Origin of the sequence: Streptomyces sp. W16 (assembly GCF_033194735.1) — a bacterium.
Classification (GTDB): domain Bacteria; phylum Actinomycetota; class Actinomycetes; order Streptomycetales; family Streptomycetaceae; genus Streptomyces.
This window is the reverse complement of record NZ_JAWOAI010000016.1, coordinates 12,446-30,299: the sequence shown is the minus strand read 5'-3', so window position 1 is coordinate 30,299 and position 17,854 is coordinate 12,446. Positions and strand designations below refer to the sequence as shown.

Sequence of the window (17,854 nt, the reverse complement as noted above, 5' to 3'; positions counted from 1 at the left end):
CCGACCGCGCGGTCCGCGGCCGACCCCCTGTTCAGCGGGTGTGGCCGTCAGCCTTTGCCGAGCATCTTGTTCATCTGCTCGATCTCTGCACTCTGCGCCGTGATCACATCGGCCGCGAGTTCGGTGGCGGGGTCGTACTTGCCGTCCGCCTTCTCGGTCTTGGCCATGTCCACGGCGCCCTCGTGGTGTTCGACCATCATGTTGAGGAACATGGTGTCGAACATGGCGCCGGAGGCCTTCTCCAGCTTGCCCATGTCGGCGCCGGTCATCATGCCGGGCGCCGAGGACGACATGTCGTGGCCCATGCCGGACATGTCCTGGGGCACCTTCTCGCCCCACGACGTGAGCCAGCCGGACATGGTCTTGATCTCGGGGTCCTGTGCGCCCTTGATCTTCGTGGCGAGGCTCTTGACCTGGGCCGAGGAGGCGCGGTCGGCGGCGAGTCCGGCCATCTCCACGGCCTGCCGGTGGTGCTGGATCATCTCCTTCGAGAAGGAGACGTCGGCGGCGTTGTGCCCACCGGTCCTGGTCCCGCTGCTCGTCTCGGTCCCGCTGCTTGTCTTGCTGTCGCTGTCGCCGCCGCAGGCGGTGAGCGTGAGGGCGGCCACCGAGGCGGTGACGGCGAGAGCGACGGTACGACGGACGAACCTGCGTTGTGCGGTCATGGTGGTACTCCTGGAACGGTCGTCTGTGCAGGGCATGCCGAAGCGCGCGGGTGGGCGCGCGGGCCGCTCTAGATCCGCAGGAGTTGGAGTTCGGAGAGGGAGGGCGGGGCCCGGCCGCCGTCGGGGCCGCCACCGGTCAAGGACCCGAGCGCGTCCGGCAGTTGGGCCCAGGCGGCCACATCGGGCCGCAGCAGCGGAACCACGGCCGGAGCACCGGCGACGGAGGCGGAGGCGCAGGTCGCGTCCGCGTGGGTCATATGGCTGCCGCAGTCGCCCGCGTCGTGATCGCAGGGATCCGGCGTCGACATCTGCTCGCCCATGGCCGCGGTCGTGGCCGTCACGGTGTGCCCCGGCACGGGGTGGGCCAGGGGAACGGGCCCGAGTCCGTGCATGCCCAGCAGGCCCAGGAGCAGAGTGGCCACGAGCATCCCGTAGCGCCGCACCCTCGGGTGCGGCGCTACGGGATGCTCGTGTCGGGCCATGCGGTCACCATACCCTCCCTGGGTATGGCGACCGCACAAGGGGTGCCTGCGTGCGGTCAGTTCCGCACCGCCGGCGCTTTCGCGCTGCGGTAGGTGGAGATGCCCAGCGCCAGCAGCCAATAGCTGAGAATCGCGCCCATGAGAGCGGTGGTGCCCCAGCCGTTCGCCGCGTAGAAATGCGCGGGGGTGTTCCCGAAGAACAGGGACGGTACGAAGGCCAGATTGATCCCGGCCAGGACATAGGCCGACCTGCTGGTCCAGCGCGGCAGCAGTTCCGTACGGGAGACGACGAATCCCAGCGCGGTCAGGAAGAACGCGAGCATGAGCCGGGAGATCGACCCATAGAGAATGTAGGTGCCGCTGACGTCGATCGTCGGGTCGATCGGATGGTCGGCGGCGATGACGGCACCGGCTTCCAGACCGCTGGAGACCAGGGTGACCGTCGCGTAGACCAGCCCCGCCGTGAAGGCCATGGAACCGGCCCACTCGTACGCGGGATTCACCCGCTTCACCAGTTCGCGGAAGGCCGTCACGAACACCAGCAGAAACGCCAGCGCGACGATTCCGATCAGCAGCCTGGCGAGAACGTTCGCGTCCGGCGGCGGGCCCGAATAGATGAAGTACAGCGGAACTTCGACGATGAACGCGACCGCGGCGGCGATTCCCGCGCCACCCGCCAGACGCCTGGCCGACATTTCGTTCATGGGGTCCCCCGGAGTTTCCGTGTGGTGGATTCGGTACGCCTTGAATCCTGCCGCCGACGGCACACACAGTCCCTGGGCCTGAGGACCGGATCGGGGGTGGTCCTACCGACACCCCCGGTGCGGACCGTCAGGGGAACGGGAGCGTCCTGGCGAACACGGTGACGAGCACCAGCGTGGCGGGGAAGAGGGCGAGGAACATCGCGAACGTGTAGCCCATGATGTCGCGGGCCTTGAGCCCCAGGATCGCCAGCGTGGGCAGCATCCAGAACGGTTGCAGCAGGTTGGCGCCCGCCTCGCCGAGGTCGTAGACGACGACCATCCAGCCCTGGTTCACATGGAGCTGGTTGGCGGCGTCGAGGACGTAGGGCGCCTCGATCACCCACTTGCTGCCGCCGCTGGGCACGAACACCCCGAGGACACAGCTGTAGATCGCGATGAAGGCCGGATAGAGGAACTCGTTCGACACCGACACCAGCCAGTCGGCGATCGTCCGGTGCAGACCGGTGTACGCGATCATCCCGAAGATCCCGCCGTACAGCGGGAATTGGAGCAGCACGCCGGAGGTCGCGGGCACCCCGTCCCGGACGGCGCGGGCGAGGTTCACCGGCCGCCAGTGCAGGATGAGCGCGAGCAGGATGAGGATCAGGTTGATGGTGTTCAGGTCCAGGGCGTTGAGCGGATTGCCGGCGGCGTTCGCGAAGTGCCGGGCGAGGTACCAGGCGCCGAGGAGGAACAGCAGGATCGTGAAGACCGGGCTGTGCTCGATCCACTCGCCCGGCCGGCCGCGCCGGCTCTCGTGCCGCTGTCCGTCGAGGGCGGGGCCCAGGTCGATCCCGAGTCGTGCCGCGGTCCTCGCGTTCTCCGGTGCGGGCGAGAGGAGCCAGGCCATACCGACGGCGAGCACGAAGACGACAGCCGTGGCCGCCACGCCCTGCCACAGGAAGATGGTGTCGGTGAGCGGTATCAGCCCGCTGCCGCGCCCTTCGGCGATGACCTTCTGCACGGACTCGGGGCTCGACCCCGCGCTCGCCACCTGCAACGCGGCCGACCCCGACAGTCCTTGCGCCCACACCGTGCCGAGCCCCAGAAAGGCCATCGCGCCGAGTGCGCGGTAGTCCACACCGGGAACCCGGCGGGCGATCTCCTTGGCGAGGATGGCGGTGAAGACGAGGCTGAAGGCCCAGTTCGCGTAGGCGGTGAGCATGGCGACCGCGGCGGTGAACGTGATGGCCCCGCGCGGGGTCCGGGGCCGGGCCGCGAGTCGCGCGACGAGGCGTCCCACGGGCGGGGAGACCGCGACCGCGTACCCACCGATGATGATCATCGCCATCTGCAGGGTGAAGGTGATGAGCGACCAGAATCCCTGGCCCCACGCGTCGACAAGACCGAAGCCGCTCGTCGCCGTGGGGTCGGCCGGTGCGCCGAGGAGTTTCTCACCGGAGACCAGTCCGAGTGCGAGGATCAGAAAAGTGCCGACCAGGACGAAACCCAGCGCATCCGGCAGCCATTTCTCGGTGAAGTCGGTGAAACGCAGCGCCAGCCGGGCGATCCAGGTCTCGCCGCCTTTCGCCGTCGATTCGGGAGCCTTGGGCACGGCTTCGGACATGGTGCTCCTCACCTCATTGCCGATATAACCGTCGAAAGGAACTCGACCGGGACCGGAACCGTAGACCGCACCCCGCACACCCGGGCCGGGCGCGTTCCCACTTGGCGCGCGCATTCCATCAAGTAGGCGCCGATGTTCCACAGCTGGCGGTCCGCGGGCACGGAGACTGGCTGACGAACGACCGGAGAGCAGGTGCGCAGGGCATGAACGACATGACAGACACCGAGCCGGCACACGGCATATCGCGCGCCCCGCGCGGGAGGTTCTCCGCCGGCCTGGTCGGCCCGTGCGCGGGCGAGCGACGGGCCGCTCTCCGCCGCCAGTGGGACATACAGGCCGGCCGGTCCGTCCCGCTGCCGGCGGCCGGGCTGACCAGTTCCGGCGATTCCCGGGCGAGCATCCGCGGGCTCAGAATCCATGACGTTCTGATAACGAAGATTTGTTATGCGTCGACCACGCCCGACGGAAAATGGATCGATTCCCGCTATTTCACCGACATGCTGGTCGTTGATGTCGTGGAGAACGGTTCATGGGGATTCGCCCGCTCGCGGGACCGCGACCAAGTCGTGGTATCGACCGGTCAGTTCATCGTGCGGCACAACAATCCCTCATGGCGGTTCGCGGTAAAGGCGCACACGAACACCACAAGGAAACTGGTCCTGCCGGTCGCCCACCTGGGACCGCTCATTCACCGGCGGCCGGTACTCGGCTCCGCGGACTCCGCCGAGATGCGGCTGCTCCTGGCGCACGCGCGCATGGTCGACGACCGGCTCGACGAGCTCTCCCCCGCCGGCGTCCGGGCCGCGCGCAACGCGCTGCTCGAACTGGCCCTGGGCGTGCTCACACAGAAGGTCGACGGGACCGAGCCACAGCTCGCCCCCGCCCTGGTCCTGGCGGCCAAGGACCTCATACGCGGCCACCTGTCCGATCCCGAGCTGTCACCCCGGATGCTGGCCCGCGAACTCAACATCTCGGTACGCACGCTGCACCGGGCGTTCGCCTCGACCGACGAGTCCGTGACCGCGCACATTCGCCACCAACGCCTGGAACAGGCCCGACTCGCGCTCACCGGGCCGACCGCCCGGCCCGGCGTGTCGGAGGTCGCCCGCTTCTGGCAGTTCGCGGACACCAGCCACTTCGTCCGGGCCTTCAAGAAGCAGTACGGCCAGACACCGGCCCAGTACGCCCGGTCCCACGACGGTCCCCGGGAATGACGGAAGGACTACCTGCACATACTGGTGGGCCCTGAGGATCTCCCGTATGCCATGGCGCTCCCCGCCGATAGGGTGGACGGTGATCGACAGGGACGAGCTGGGCGAGGGCGGCGGACGGCGTGGGCGGTGCCGAGGAGAGCGGGAACACGGGCACCGGGCGCCCGACGTCACGGGACGTCGCCCGGCTCGCCGGTGTGTCGCACACCGCGGTGTCCTTCGTGTTCAACGGCCGGGCCGAGGGCAACCTCTCGGCCGCCACCCAGGAACGCATCCGGCAGGCCGCGGCCGAGCTGGGCTACCGCCCCGACCCGGTGGCCCGCGGGCTGCGCCGTCGCCGTACGGCCGTGATCGGGCTGGTCACCGACGAGATCGCGTCCTCGCCGTTCGCCGGTCGGCTGCTGCGCGGGGCCATGGAGACCGCCTGGGACAGGGACCATCTCGTCCTCACCGTCGACTCCGGCGGTGACCCGGTCAAGGAGGACGCGGCCGTCGCGGAACTGCTCGACCGGCGCGTGGACGGCATCATCTACGCGGCCATGTCACTGCGCCGGGTCCGCGTCCCCGAGGGCCTGCACCGCACCCACTCCGTGCTGGCCAACTGCCTGCCCGAGGACGACTCCCTGCCCGCTGTGGTCCCCGCCGAGCGCGCCGGTGGCCGTACCGCGGCCCGGCTGCTGCTCGGCGCGGGCCACCGCCGGCTCGCCGTGATCGGCGGTCTGGACGACATCGCCTCGGCGGAACGCACCCGCGGCATCCGGGACGCGCTGCGCGCCGAGGGCGTCACCGTGCCCAAGGAGTGGATCGTGCGCGGCGGCGGGGAGATCTCCGCGGGATACGCGGGGGCGCTGCGCCTGCTCGACGGGGCCGAGCCGGACCGTCGCCCCACTGGCGTCCTGTGCTACAACGACCGGGTCGCGGCGGGTGTCCTGCACGCCGCGACCCGGCTCGGGATCGACGTGCCCGCCGATCTGTCGGTGGTCGGTTACGACGACCAGGAGCACATGGCCGCGTTCCTCACCCCGCCGCTCACCTCGGTCGCGCTGCCCCACCGGGCGATGGGCGAGGCGGCGGCCCGACTGCTCCTGAACGCCATCGAAGCCGGCCAGGCACCACCCGCGACCGTCCGGCGCCTGGCCTGCCCTGTGGTCAGCCGCGCCTCCGTGGGTCCGGCGCCCACTCGGTGACCTGGGCATCCGGCCCGCACGTGACCTGCCCTGTGGTCAGCTGCGCCTCCCTGGGTCCGGCGCCCACCCGGTGACCTGGGCGCCCGGCCCGCACGTGGTCAGTCGTGCCTTCGTGGGGCCGGCGCCCACCCAGTGACCCTGGCACCCGGCCCGCGCATGGTCAGTCGTGCCTTCGTGGGGGCGGCGCCTATCCGGTGCCCCGGGCGCCCGGTCCGCGTGTGGCCTGCACTCTGGTCAGCCACGACTCCGTGGATCCGGCCGCCCGCCCGGCGACCCGGGCACCCGACCCGCGCGCGACCTGGCCCATGGTCAGCTGCGCCTCCCTGGGTCCAGCGCCCACCCGGTGACCCGAGCCCCCGGCCCGTCGACGACCAACTCGGCGATGTCGCCGGGGCGCCGGTAGACGCGCTCAGTGACCATGGCCCGGTCCGCGACGAAGAGTTCGAGGAGCGAGCCGTCGACGAGCAGCCGCAGCGTGAGTTCCGGCGCCTTCGGCACGTGCACGGTGATCGGGGCGGAGCCTTCTCTGCCGGTCCGGGGCCAGGCGACGCGGTCGAGGACGACGGTCCCCGAGGCAGGGTCCGCCCGGACGGTCAGCTCCCGGCCCGCCGGGTCCCGGAGCAGGCTCACCGTGGTCGGTTCGCACGCGGTGACCGTCAGGTCGTACGCGAGTGGCAGTGGAACCCGGCCCGGCGCGGTGACGAACGGCTCGGCCGGGTGGAGTTGGTCGAGTTCCGGGGCCGGACTCACCCGCAGTGAACCGTCGGGGTGGACGTCTACGACCCGTGGCGCGGTGAGTACGCCTGCCCATCCGGCCCGGAGCACCTCCTCCTGCGGGCGGGCCTCCCACGACCAGCCCCAGAGCAGTGCGCGGTCCGGCTCCTGGAGCACGGCGGGAGCGTAGAAGTCCCGCCCCTGGTCCAGCCTGCCGCCTGCGCGCGGCACGAAGCCCAACCCGCCCTGGCCGTCCGCCTCCAGACGGCCCGTCAGATATCCAGTGGAGCAGGGATCTCCGTCCCACAGGGACACCAGAAGTACGTACTCGCCGCCCACTGTCCGGTACAGGTGCGGGCACTCCCAGCCCACCGACTTGTCGCCGAACACGCCAGCCGCCACCGGGTCGTTGCCGTCCAACAGCACACCGGCGAACCGCCAGTCGGTCAGGTCGTCGCAGTCGTAGAGCAGGACCGACGGTGTGCCGTCGGCGTGCCCGGCCCCGACGAGGGCCCAGCGCCGGTCCTCGCAGTGGAAGACGAACGGGTCGCGGAACATCACCACGTCCAGTCCCGGCGGCGGTCCCGCCACCACCGGCGTCGGCAGCGGCTTCCACTCCGTCAGCAGCTCGTCGTCCGGGTCCGCCGCCCGCGCCAGGCAGATGGTGCCGAGTCCGGTGTGGGCACGGTCAACTCCCGTGTACACGACGGTCGGTGTGCCGGCGTCGTCGGTCACGCAGCCCGACCAGCAGCCGGCCTCATCGGGGCCGCCCGGCGTCGGGGTGAGCGCGATCGGGTGGTGCTCCCAGTGCGCGAGGTCGGTGCTGGAGGCATGACCCCAGTGGACGTTCGCGTGCACCGGTGCGTCGGGGTTGTGCTGGTAGAAGAGGTGGTAGCGGTCCCGCCAACGGAACGGCCCATTGGGGTCGTTGATCCAGCCGACGGGCGGACGGACCCTGAAACGCGGTGCGTTGGGGTCATTGCTCAACGGTTGACTCCTGCCGAGGTGATGCCCTCGCGCAGAGGGCGCTGGCCGACGACGAACACGGCGAGGGCGGGGAGCATCGAGAGCACGACCCCGGCCAGGACAACGGAGATGGACCCGGTGCCGAGGTTGCCCTGGAGGGAGACCAGGCCCAGCGGAAGTGTGTAGTTCTGGCTGGAGGTCTCCAGGATCAGCGGGCGGAAGAACTCGTTCCAGTGGTAGTTGAAGGCCAGCACGCCGACGATCGCCAGGCCGGGTGTGGCCAGTGGCGCGTACACCGAGCGGAAGATCCGCCAGGTCCCCGCGCCGTCCAGCATGGCCGCCTCGCCCAGGTCCTTCGGCATGCCGAGGAAGTACTGGCGCATCAGGAAGGTGCCGAAGGCCGTCGGGAAGGCCGGGATGATCAGGCCGAGGAGCGTGTCGGTGAGGCCCATCGACTTCAGCACCAGGAACACGGGCACGATGGTGACCTGCAACGGCACCATCATGGTCGCCAGGACCAGCCCGAAGAGCGGCTTCTTGAAACGGAACTCCAGGCGCGCGAAGGCGTATCCGGCCAGGCCCGCCGTGATCATCTGGCCGACGGCGATCAATGCCGTCACCAGCGTCGAGTTCAGGGCGAGCAGCCACACGTCGATCTGCTGGAAGACCCCGTGGTAGGCCGCGGTCGTCGGGTGCGTCGGGATGATCTGAGGGGGCAGGTCGAAGGACTGGGCCGGAGTGCGCAGCGAGGTGGCGACGGTCCAGATGACCGGGCCCAGCGTCAGCAGGGCGCACGCGGTCAGTGCGGCGATCCGGGCCCAGGGGGCGAGTGAGTGACGTGCGCGACTCAGAGTCGGGGTCGCTTTCAGGGGCGGGGTTGCTTGGCTCATAGCGCTCATGCGGCTCACCGGCTCACTGGTAGTGGACGAAACGCCGGCTGAGCCGGAACTGGAGGGCGGTGACCGCCATGATCAGCGCGAAGAGCAGCACGCCCACCGCGGATGCCTCGCCGAAGTCGAGCTGCTCGAAGGCCCTCTCGTAGATCACCATCACCACGGTGCGGGTGGCGTCGCCGGGTCCGCCGTCGGTGAGGACGTAGGGCTGTTCGAAGACCTGCAGGGCGTTGATGATGCCCATCACCGACGCGACGAGCAGCGTCGGCGACAGCAGCGGCAGCGTGATGCCGAGGTGCTTGCGCAGGCCGGTCGCGCCGTCGAGGGCGGCGGCCTCGTGGATCTCCTTGGGGATGTTGTTCAGACCGCCGACGAACAGCAGGAACGAGAAACCGAACTGCTGCCAGACGTAGACCAGGATCACCGTGGCCATCGCCGCGTGCTCCGAGGTCAGCCAGGGCACGGGCGCGACGCCGACCAGGCCGATCAGCCAGTTCACCACCCCGAAGTCCTGGTTGAACAGATACTTCATCACCACCGAGATAGACGCGGCGGACAGTACGAGCGGGAAGAAGAACGCCGAACGGAACAGCGCCCGCAGCCACCCCGGCATCCGCCCGTTCAGCGCGAGCGCCAGCGACAGCGCGATCAGCAGTTGCAGCGCGACCGCGAAAACCATGAAGAGGAGCGTGTTGCGGAAAGAGACCAGGACGGTCGAATCCGTGAAGGTCGTACGGTAGTTGGCGCCGCCGGCGAAGTGGGGCGGGTCGATCACGTTCCACTGGAACAGGCTCAGCACGACGGACCCGATGATCGGCACGACCGTGAAGACGACGATGCCGACGACCGTGGGCGCCAGGAACAGCGCGGCCAGCAGCCGGGCGCCGCGGTCGCGGACGGACGGCCGTACGGCGACGGCGGTTGGTGGCGTGGCGGGCCGCGAACGTACGGCCGGGACCTGGGAGTTCGGGTCCTGAGTGTTCGGGACCTGGGTGTTCGTCATATCTCACGCTCCATGGCCTGCTCCAGATCGCCCTGCATCCGGCGCAGCGCGGGACCCACCGCACGCGGCGAGGCCAGCGCGGTGCCGGTGTACTTGAGCAGGACGTCGGTCACCTCGGCGACCTGCGGCGGCGCGGGGATCGGGCCGGTGTCGGGAAACCGGTCGAGGGTGTCGTAGAAGACCTGCCAGTGGGCCGGGCCGCTTTCGGCGTAGCGGGCGGTGTTCAGCATCGAACGCCGGGCCGGGGTGGTCTGGTTGCTCCGGAACAGCCGGGTCATGGTGTCCTTGCGGGCCGCGTACTTGATGAACTCCCAGGCGGCTTCCTGCTTCTTCGAGGTGCGCAGCAGCGCGTAGCCCGCCGCGCCGAACTGGTGGCGCTGGGTACGCCAGCGCGGGAAGTACTGCACGTCGTAGTCGGCGGCCCGCATGCCGGCCAGCTGCAGGCCGCCCGCCCAGAAGCCGCCCGCCGGTGTGACGCCGACGTGGCCGGTGGAGAACACGCCGACCAGGTTGCTGCCGTTGCCGCCCTCGGGCCGGGTGCACAGGTCCTCCTGGACGAGGGAGGCGAGATAGTCGTACGCCTCCTCGACGCGGTCGGCGGTGGCCTGCGGGGTCGTCCAGCGGAAGCCGCCGCCGCGCCCCTGCCGGTCGGCGGCCGGGTAGAAGGTGTCCCACAGCCAGGAGCCGCCGGGTGCCTTCGACTCCTTCAGCAGGTTCGTGCCGTTCGCGAAGAGCCAGGGCACCACGCCGCCCCACAGCCGGTTGGTCCAGAAGTACGGCGTGAAGTGCGAGCCGCCGGTTCGTTTCAACTCCCGCAGCAGCGTGGTGAAGTCGTCGCGGGTCCAGTCGGCCGCCGGGAAACCCGCGCCTGCCCGCTTCAGCACCTGCTTGTTGAGGTACATGTCGGCGGCGTTGAACTCCATGGGCAGCTGGTAGAGGTTGCCCTCGTACATCATCGACTCCACCAGCGAGGGGTGGACGTCGGCGAAGTACTCACGCAGCTCCGCCGCGTCCCGCCGCACCCAGCGGTCCAGGGACACGCCGAGCCGTTGGGCGAACAACTGCACGCCCTCGGTGGCCACATACACCAGGTCGGGGGCGGTGCCCGCGGCGATCTGGGTGAGGATCTTCGCGAAGAAGTCCGACCAGTCGACGGCCTGCACCGCGTTCACCCGCAGCGGGATGTCCGGGTGAAGCCGGTGGAAGCCCTTGGTGAGGGCGTCGACGGTGGCCGGGTCGAAGGCGGAGCCGAGGGTGGCGACGACGAGGGAGCCGTCGTCACGGCCGGGGATGTCGGCTCCCGTGAGCCGGTCCCAGCTCGCGGCGGTACCGGCCAGGGCGGCTGCTCCGGCCCCGTACGCGCCGTACCGCAGCAGCGTGCGGCGGGGGATGTGCGAGTCAGTCATCAACGGGCCTAACTCGTGTTAGTTCAGGGGTGATGCCCCAGATGATGGGAACCGGGCAGCAGGCCTGTCAAGAGTCGGGAACGCTTGACCTTTAACGAGTTAGGTCTACAGTCCTCGTTCGCAGGAGCCGATTTTTCACGCCCTCCGCACTGTGAGCCGCACTCGCGTGTGTGACGAGCCGCCACGGGCCCTCATGGGCCGTCACGAGAGGAACGATGCGTCATGCCCGGAACGTCGGGGATATCCAGGAGATCACTGTTCGCGGGATCGGCGGCGGGCACCGCCGCCGCGCTGCTGCTGCCGACCGGAACGGCCACGGCCGCGAGAAGGACCAAGTCCGCGGCGAGTGGGGCGAGTTACCGCGCCGCGTACCACTTCACGGTCCCCGACCAGTGGAAGAACGACCCTCAGCGGCCCGTCTGGATCGACGGCGAGTACCACTACTACTACCTCTACAACGCCGACTACTTCACCGGCGCCGTCGGCACCGCGTGGCGCCTGGCCACCACCAAGGACCTGGTCTCCTTCACCGACCGCGGGGTCGCCGTGCCCAAGGACACCACGCCCAACGGCGATGTCTGGTCGGGTTCGGCGGTGGTCGACACCGGCAACACGGCCGGATTCGGCGCGGGCGCGGTCGTCGTCATCGTCACCATGTCCCCCGGCGACGGCACCGACTCCCAGGCGCAGTTCCTGTACTACTCGACCGACGGCGGTCTCACCTTCACCGACTACAGGACCGACCCCGTCCTGCCCAACCCCGGCGTCGCCGACTTCCGCGACCCCAAGGTGATCCGCGACGAGGACCGGGGCCGCTGGGTGATGGCCCTCGCCGAGAACGACAAGGTCGGTTTCTACCACTCCGACGACCTCAAGTCCTGGACGTACGTGGACGGTTTCGTCCACGACGGCATCGGCGTCCTGGAGTGCCCCGACCTGTTCCGCATCACCGCCGGCGACGGCACCGTGAAATGGGTGCTCGGCGTGAGCGCCAACGGGAAGAGCTCGGGGCTGCCCAACACGTACGCCTACTGGACGGGTTCCTTCGACGGCAGCGCGTTCACCGCCGATGCGAGTGACCCGCAGTGGCTCGACCACGGCTGGGACTGGTACGCCGCCGTCACCTTCGAGAAGCGCGACGCGAGCGGCGCGGTGGACGCGGCTGCCCGGTACGCGATCGGCTGGGTGAACAACTGGGACTACGCCAACACCACCCCCACCATCGACTGCGACGGCTTCAACGGCACCGACTCCATCGTCCGCGAGATCACCCTGGAGAAGGCGTCCGACAACACCTACTACCTCGCCTCCCAGCCCGGCGCCGGCCTCGACTCGTATGTCTCCCGCACCGTGAACCTGGGCGACGTGACCGTGGACGGCACGAAGGTGCTCGACTACACCGGTGTCTCCTACGAGGTGACGACCGAGCTCACCTGGTCCCAACTCACCGGCGCGGGCCTCCAGTTGAGGCGCTCACCCGACGGCGGGCGACACATCGACGCCGGCATCTACGCCGACTACGCCTTCCTCAACCGACGCAACACGGTGAACGCCGACACATCCGGCAACTGGCAGGAGAGCCACACCCCGTTCGACCCGTCCGCCGGCACGGTGAAGCTGCGCATCCTGGTGGACCGCACGTCGGTGGAGATGTTCGTCGACGACGGCCGCTACGTGCACACCAGCCAGGTGTTGCCATACCTGCTGGACACCCGGCTCGCACTGTTCACGATCGGCGGCAGCGCGGTGTTCCACAACACGGTGATACGCGAGTTCTCGGTGTGAGGCCGGCCAGGTCGGCCAGGGGCGCCGGGGGGCACACCGTACGCGTGAAGGCGTTCGGCTTCGCCGGCATCCCGGCGAGGCTGTCCTGACCTCCCACCGCATTCCGATCGAACCGGGCGAACGTGGCTCTCCCCGGACCTTGCCCCGGCGGAGCCCCTGCGCGTGGGAAGGGGGATCCGCCGCGGGCGAGTACGAGCCCCGTTCGCGAGTCGGCAAGACCCTCCCGCGCGGTGCTTGCCTGGCTCCGTGGGGCCTGATTGAGGCCGCGTCGAGGCCGCAAGGACAGGAGCAAACCGTGGTGCTGTGGTCGATGACCACGCTCATGAGCGGTCGCCCGGCCGGACGCCGACCGGCCGGATTCAGACGGCCGGCACCCGGCACCGCGAGCGCGACGAACACTCCCGGCCACACCTGGAGCGCCGGAGTGTGCCCACCCTCGCTCCACCAGGCCTTTCGCCTTCGCTCGCAGTCCCCCGGCCTTCGTCAGGACGGCCTCCAGTCCCAGCGCGACGGCCAGTTGCCGACAGCGCATGCCCACCCGGCCCGTCGACTCCGTGACCATCGGAGGCGGCCCGGCCGGCACCTCGGTCACTGTCACCTGGGCATCCAACAACCGCTGAAGCCGGCGTTCGGCCTCACCGAGCGCGGCCTGCACCCGCTGGGCCTTCTCCTGCAACCGCGCGGTCTCCTCCCGGACCCTCTTCTCCGTGGCCTCCAGCAGACCAAGTACCGACGCCACCAGCCACCTCCACGAACCGCCCGCTCCGCGCCTTACCGTCCGCCCCGTGGCGCACCTTGACCGGGTCAAAGTGCGCCACGGTCCCCATCAAGCGCCCTGGTCCCCAAGCGGTTCCCATGGGGCACGTCCGTGACGCCCGTCCAACGGGCGCCGCCAGGACAAGAGGCCGACTCGCCAGGGCCCGTCACGGCATGAGGTCATGCGCCTTTGCGCCTGAACTCGCGGATGGTGTCCTGCCATTGCCAGGAGGCAATCTCCGCCACCAACCCCAGCCCGTTGACATCCACAGGGGCATCAAACGCGCCTGCGTCTTCGACGGCACCCTCACCGACACCGAGATCGTCATCCGGCTCCGCGACACCGTCCCAAGAGCCATCAATCAGAAACGGCCTGGCCCCGGCGTCGCGGTGGGCTGTCTGCGGCTGTGCCGGGAAGTTCCTGCTCTCACCCCGTCGTCCTCGCCCGTACGCGCCGGTTCACCGAGCGCTGGAAACTCGTCGCTCCACTGATCGTCAACGCCGTACGGGCGGTGTCCGTGGGAGTCTCCAGCCTCCCTCAGCCGTATCGCCGCGGCCTGCCGGATGCGGCTGGTCAGTTTGCCGCGTCCAGTGACCAGAGCGGAGTGCTGCCGGCGACGCGGCAGGTGAGGAAGTACAGGGGTATCGGCGGCGTGTAGGGCTGCCCGGTCTCGGGGGAATGGATCAGACGGGGATGCTCCAGGCCCGGTTTCGGGCGGGTGCTCGTCCAGGAGGGGTCGGCCACCTGGGCGCCGATCGCATACCTGATGGACGGCGGCCAGATGACGCCGATGTGCGAACCAGCCGGCACGATCCACCACCAGCGCCGGGCGTCGGCGAAGACGCAGCCAACACGCTGCAGACGGTCCAGGATGCGTTCCCCGTGTTCCCGGGGCATGCCCACGGCGTCGTAGCCGAGGCTCGCGCGTAACGGCGCCGGGATCACCAGGCGTCCGGAGCGGGTGCGGTCGTGCGTCGGCGGCTCGGCGGGATTCGGGGGCGGGGCGAAGCTGTGAGCCGACGGCTCGGAGGGGGACGGGATCGGGTGGCGGCTGTGCGATCGGTACATGGGGGGGGTGACCCTTCGGCCGGGTGGGGGGATGGGCCGGGCGGGGAGGCGGGGTCGGCCGGGGAGGTGTCAGGGCGGGACGGGTTTGTCGGCGTCCGTGGCCAGTTCGGCCCAGACGATCCGCCCGGACCGGTGCGGGATGTCCGCCGTTCCCCAGTCGCTGCTGAGGACTGCGACGAGCAGGAGACCGCGCCCGCCCTGGTCGTCGGGGCCGGGCCGACCGGGTACCGGGAGCGTGGAACCGCGGTTCTGGTCCTCGACCTCGATCCGGAGGACGTCATCCGTGTTCCGCACCTCGCAGACGATCCAGTCGCTCGCGGAGTGCGTGAGCGCGTTGGTGACGAGTTCGGAGGTCACGACGACAGCGTTGTCCCGGACGACTTCGCGGACGCCCCAGGCGATGAGCAGTTCGTCCACGGTTCTGCGGGCCAGACCGACTGACGCCGGGGTCGCCGGCAGGCCGAACAGATGGCTGTGGCCGGGGTGTTGGTTCCCGGAGGCGAGCCGGCCGGGGCCTTGGGGCCCAGGGAGTCGGCCAGGGTGCCCGCCTCCGGGAGGTCGGTCCAACGGCTGGGGGAAAGAGGGCGGAGCCATCGCCGTACGCCTTTCGTGTGCCTTCGCACCCTGGGCGGTGCCGGTGTCGCGCCGACCGGCCGCGCACGAGGCGCGGACGGCGACCCGCGCCGGGCCAACGCAGGTCGTAGCCCTGTTTCCCCCAACTGGGCTGCGCCGTCTCGCTCTTCGACGAGCTGTAACGACATGCTTACTGTGGCACCTGCCAACAACCCATCGCAACCAGCAAGTTGAAAATTGCATGTAGCGAAGTGCATGCTGCTTCCGCCAGGAAGTGATCGAAAGAGTCTGTGAAGAGCGAGAGCCTGCCAGACTGCCGCCCGGAGCTGGAACCGCAAGGGAGGTAGACCGTGACCGCAGAGACCGACTGGGGCGGCGTTCCCTCCGTTCTGCGCATGATCCTCGGCCGCCAGCTGGAGGAACTGCGGACCCGGGCAGGACTCACGTACGAGCAGGCGGGCGAGGCCATCGGTGTCAGCCACTCCACGATCCGCCGGATGGAGGCCGCCAAGGTGGCCCGGCTGCGCCTGGCGGACGCCGAAAAGCTGCTGCAGGTCTATGGGGTGACGGACCGTCAGGAGATCGACACCTTCCTGAAGTCGGTCCGCGAGGCCAGCAAGCGCGGCTGGTGGCACACGTACCGCGACGTCATGCCGGACTGGTTCGCCGCGTATCTGAGCCTGGAGCAGGCGGCGTTGCAGGTCCGCGCCTACGAGAACGAGTTCGTCCACGGGCTGCTGCAGACCGAGGAGTACGCGCGGGCCCTGCTCGGCGCGGGCAACCCGCACGCCCCCACCGAGGCCACGGAGCGCCGGGTCGCTCTTCGCATGCGCCGCCAGGAGCTGCTGACCCGCGAGGCGCCGCCGCGGGTGTGGGTCGTGATGGACGAGACGGTGCTGAGGTGGCCGGTCGGGGGTACCGCGGTGATGCGCGCCCAGGTCGACCACTTGATCGAGGTCAACCGGCTGCTCCATGTGACCCTGCAGATCATGCCGTTCGCCAACGGCCCGCACCCGGCGATGCGAGCCGGGGCGTTCCACCTCTTCCGGTTCCGGGCAGCCGAACTGCCCGACGTCGTCTATCTCAACGGCCTGGTGGGCGCTGTCTATCTGGACAAGGGCGACGACGTCGTGGTGTATCGCGAGGCCCTGGACCGGCTGGGCGCGCAGGCGGCGCCCGCCCGCAAGACCGAGGCCCTCCTCGGTGCGATTCGCAAGGAGCTCTGACGTGCACCACCACATACGCAACGGCATACCGTCCCGGAACCTGGGCACACGCGGCTGGACCAAGCCGTGGAGCGACGACGCAGGGGGCGCCTGCGTCGAAGTGAAGAAGCTCGCCGACGGACGCGTCGCCGTACGTCAGTCGACCGACCCCGACGGCCCGGCGCTGGTTTTCACACCCCGCGAAATGACGAGCTTCGTCACGGGCGTGAAGGCGGGTGACGCCGACTTCCTTCTGTGAACCCCCATTGTTTTTACTGAGCGTTCATCACGAACCTTCACAACTCGCATGGGAGACACGGCGTTGCCCGACAACGGATGGCCGGCCGACCGCATCGACACCGAACACGCGCACTCCGCGCGGATCTACGACTACATCATGGGCGGGAAGGACTACTACCCCGCCGACAAGGAGGCGGGCGACGCCATGTCCCGGGAGTGGCCCGCGCTCCCGATCCACATGCGCGCCAACCGGGACTGGATGAACCGGGCCGTGCGCTGGCTCGCCGAGGAGGCGGGCGTGCGCCAGTTCCTGGACGTCGGCACCGGCATCCCCACCTCGCCGAACCTGCACGAGATCGCCCAGCAGGTGGCTCCCGAGTCACGGGTGGTCTACGTCGACAACGACCCCATCGTCCTCACCCTCTCCCAGGGGCTGCTCTCCAGCACGGCCGAGGGCAGGACGTCGTACATCGAGGCCGACTTCCGTGAGCCGTCCACGATCCTCGACGCGCCGGAGCTGCGCGAGACCCTGGACCTCTCCCGGCCGGTGGCGCTGACAGTGATCGCCATCGTGCACTTCATGCTCGACGCGGACGACGCGGTGGGCGTCGTACGGCGCCTGCTGGAGCCTCTCCCCTCGGGCAGTTACCTCGCGATGTCGATCGGCACTGCCGAGTTCGCGCCGCAGGAGGTGGGCCGCGTCGCCCGCGAGTACGCGGCCCGCGACATGCCGATGCGGCTGCGCACCATCGACGAGGCCCACGAGTTCTTCGACGGCCTTGAGCTGGTCGAACCCGGCATCGTCCAGGTCCACAAGTGGCACCCGGACGGCACGGGCGAGCAGAACATACGCGATGAGGACATCGCAATGTACGGGGCGGTCGCGCGCAAGCCGTGACCATCTCGGTGCCGGGGCCGGCCGCACAGCCGTTCCCGGCACACGGGGAAGCCGCTCGACCACTATGAATCGCTCCGGCAGGACTGGCGGCTGGATCTACATGGGGTACCGAAGTGCGGCGAGGGGTCACTCCACGGTTACAGCCTTCCAAGAGCGGTTGTGCAGGCGGTAGATGGTAACCGTCTGGGTCAGTTCGTCGCCGTAGTCGTCGAAGGCGACCTTGCCTGTTACACCTTTGAAGTTCACGTCTGCGAGGAGCTGTCGCCGTGCTGGCGCTCGTCAGCGCTGGACTTGGCGCTGGCATCAGAGGTGGAGGCCCTCTTCGCGCTGACGCAGGCAGCATCCCGCGGCGAGTAATTGTCGAGACCTGTGGATTGGTGACCGCGTAGCGAGAGACGCCTTGTCGGGGTGTATCGGGCCGGGCGCTCGTCCGACCGTGGGAGCGGTGCCGAGCCGCTGCCGTTCATCGCGCGGCCGTGGCGGGGCCGGCC

General features: G+C 69.6%; 16 protein-coding genes. 6 read left to right on the top strand and 10 right to left on the bottom strand.

What is annotated here, in order from left to right; translation table 11 throughout:
* Positions 1-47: 47 nt before the first annotated feature.
* The 4 genes from R6V09_RS03895 to R6V09_RS03880 all read right to left on the bottom strand — a co-directional run bounded on the left by R6V09_RS03895 (position 48) and on the right by R6V09_RS03880 (position 3,457).
* Entirely contained in the window at positions 48-665 is a 618-nt protein-coding gene (locus tag R6V09_RS03895) for a DUF305 domain-containing protein (RefSeq protein WP_317879910.1), read from the bottom strand.
* Positions 666-733: 68 nt separating this feature from the next.
* Positions 734-1,147 (bottom strand): DUF6153 family protein, encoded by a 414-nt coding sequence (locus R6V09_RS03890; protein WP_317879909.1) that lies wholly within the window; start codon positions 1,145-1,147, stop codon positions 734-736.
* A gap of 56 nt (positions 1,148-1,203) precedes the next feature.
* Positions 1,204-1,851, bottom strand: a complete 648-nt coding sequence (locus R6V09_RS03885) for a hypothetical protein (RefSeq protein ID WP_317879908.1) — start codon at positions 1,849-1,851, stop codon at positions 1,204-1,206.
* Between the two features lie 127 nt (positions 1,852-1,978).
* On the bottom strand, positions 1,979-3,457 hold the full coding sequence (locus R6V09_RS03880; protein WP_317879907.1) for a short-chain fatty acid transporter: 1,479 nt from the start codon (positions 3,455-3,457) through the stop codon (positions 1,979-1,981).
* Positions 3,458-3,660: 203 nt separating this feature from the next.
* Between R6V09_RS03880 and R6V09_RS03875 the strand changes: the two genes are divergently transcribed.
* Together R6V09_RS03875 and R6V09_RS03870 are read left to right on the top strand one after the other, a co-directional pair.
* Positions 3,661-4,671 (top strand): helix-turn-helix domain-containing protein, encoded by a 1,011-nt coding sequence (locus tag R6V09_RS03875; protein ID WP_317879906.1) that lies wholly within the window; start codon positions 3,661-3,663, stop codon positions 4,669-4,671.
* Between the two features lie 119 nt (positions 4,672-4,790).
* Complete coding sequence (locus tag R6V09_RS03870) at positions 4,791-5,855, top strand: LacI family DNA-binding transcriptional regulator (RefSeq protein ID WP_317879905.1); 1,065 nt, start codon at positions 4,791-4,793, stop codon at positions 5,853-5,855.
* Between the two features lie 309 nt (positions 5,856-6,164).
* Here R6V09_RS03870 and R6V09_RS03865 read toward each other — a convergent pair whose 3' ends face one another.
* From R6V09_RS03865 to R6V09_RS03850, 4 genes are read right to left on the bottom strand one after another with little or no spacing between them, the layout of a single operon-like run.
* A complete protein-coding gene (locus R6V09_RS03865) occupies positions 6,165-7,556 on the bottom strand; it encodes a glycoside hydrolase family 32 protein (RefSeq protein WP_317879904.1) in 1,392 nt (463 codons plus the stop codon).
* Positions 7,553-8,425, bottom strand: a complete 873-nt coding sequence (locus R6V09_RS03860; protein WP_317879903.1) for a carbohydrate ABC transporter permease — start codon at positions 8,423-8,425, stop codon at positions 7,553-7,555. The genes R6V09_RS03865 and R6V09_RS03860 overlap by 4 nt, the downstream gene beginning before the upstream one ends.
* Before the next feature lie 22 nt (positions 8,426-8,447).
* Positions 8,448-9,431, bottom strand: a complete 984-nt coding sequence (locus R6V09_RS03855; protein ID WP_317879902.1) for a carbohydrate ABC transporter permease — start codon at positions 9,429-9,431, stop codon at positions 8,448-8,450.
* The gene (locus tag R6V09_RS03850) at positions 9,428-10,837 is read right to left on the bottom strand and encodes an extracellular solute-binding protein (RefSeq protein ID WP_317879901.1); all 1,410 of its coding nucleotides are present in this window, start codon (positions 10,835-10,837) and stop codon (positions 9,428-9,430) included. Before R6V09_RS03850 ends, R6V09_RS03855 begins: the two co-directional genes overlap by 4 nt.
* Before the next feature lie 222 nt (positions 10,838-11,059).
* Here R6V09_RS03850 and R6V09_RS03845 point away from each other — a divergent pair, with 222 nt between their 5' ends.
* Positions 11,060-12,622, top strand: a complete 1,563-nt coding sequence (locus R6V09_RS03845; protein ID WP_317879900.1) for a glycoside hydrolase family 32 protein — start codon at positions 11,060-11,062, stop codon at positions 12,620-12,622.
* 1,330 nt (positions 12,623-13,952) lie between these two features.
* Here R6V09_RS03845 and R6V09_RS03840 read toward each other — a convergent pair.
* Both R6V09_RS03840 and R6V09_RS03835 read right to left on the bottom strand, forming a co-directional pair.
* Positions 13,953-14,447, bottom strand: a complete 495-nt coding sequence (locus R6V09_RS03840; RefSeq protein ID WP_317879899.1) for a hypothetical protein — start codon at positions 14,445-14,447, stop codon at positions 13,953-13,955.
* A 69-nt stretch (positions 14,448-14,516) separates the two neighbouring features.
* A complete protein-coding gene (locus R6V09_RS03835; protein ID WP_442809965.1) occupies positions 14,517-14,864 on the bottom strand; it encodes an ATP-binding protein in 348 nt (115 codons plus the stop codon).
* A gap of 506 nt (positions 14,865-15,370) precedes the next feature.
* Between R6V09_RS03835 and R6V09_RS03830 the strand changes: the two genes are divergently transcribed.
* The 3 genes from R6V09_RS03830 (at position 15,371) to R6V09_RS03820 (ending at position 17,363) form a co-directional block, all read left to right on the top strand.
* Positions 15,371-16,246 (top strand): helix-turn-helix domain-containing protein, encoded by an 876-nt coding sequence (locus R6V09_RS03830; RefSeq protein WP_317879897.1) that lies wholly within the window; start codon positions 15,371-15,373, stop codon positions 16,244-16,246.
* Position 16,247: 1 nt separating this feature from the next.
* Entirely contained in the window at positions 16,248-16,484 is a 237-nt protein-coding gene (locus R6V09_RS03825; protein ID WP_317879896.1) for a DUF397 domain-containing protein, read from the top strand.
* Positions 16,485-16,547: 63 nt separating this feature from the next.
* Positions 16,548-17,363 carry an SAM-dependent methyltransferase gene (locus tag R6V09_RS03820; protein WP_262057566.1) on the top strand — a complete coding sequence of 272 codons (816 nt, stop codon included), beginning with the start codon at positions 16,548-16,550 and terminating at the stop codon, positions 17,361-17,363.
* Positions 17,364-17,854 lie beyond the last annotated feature (491 nt).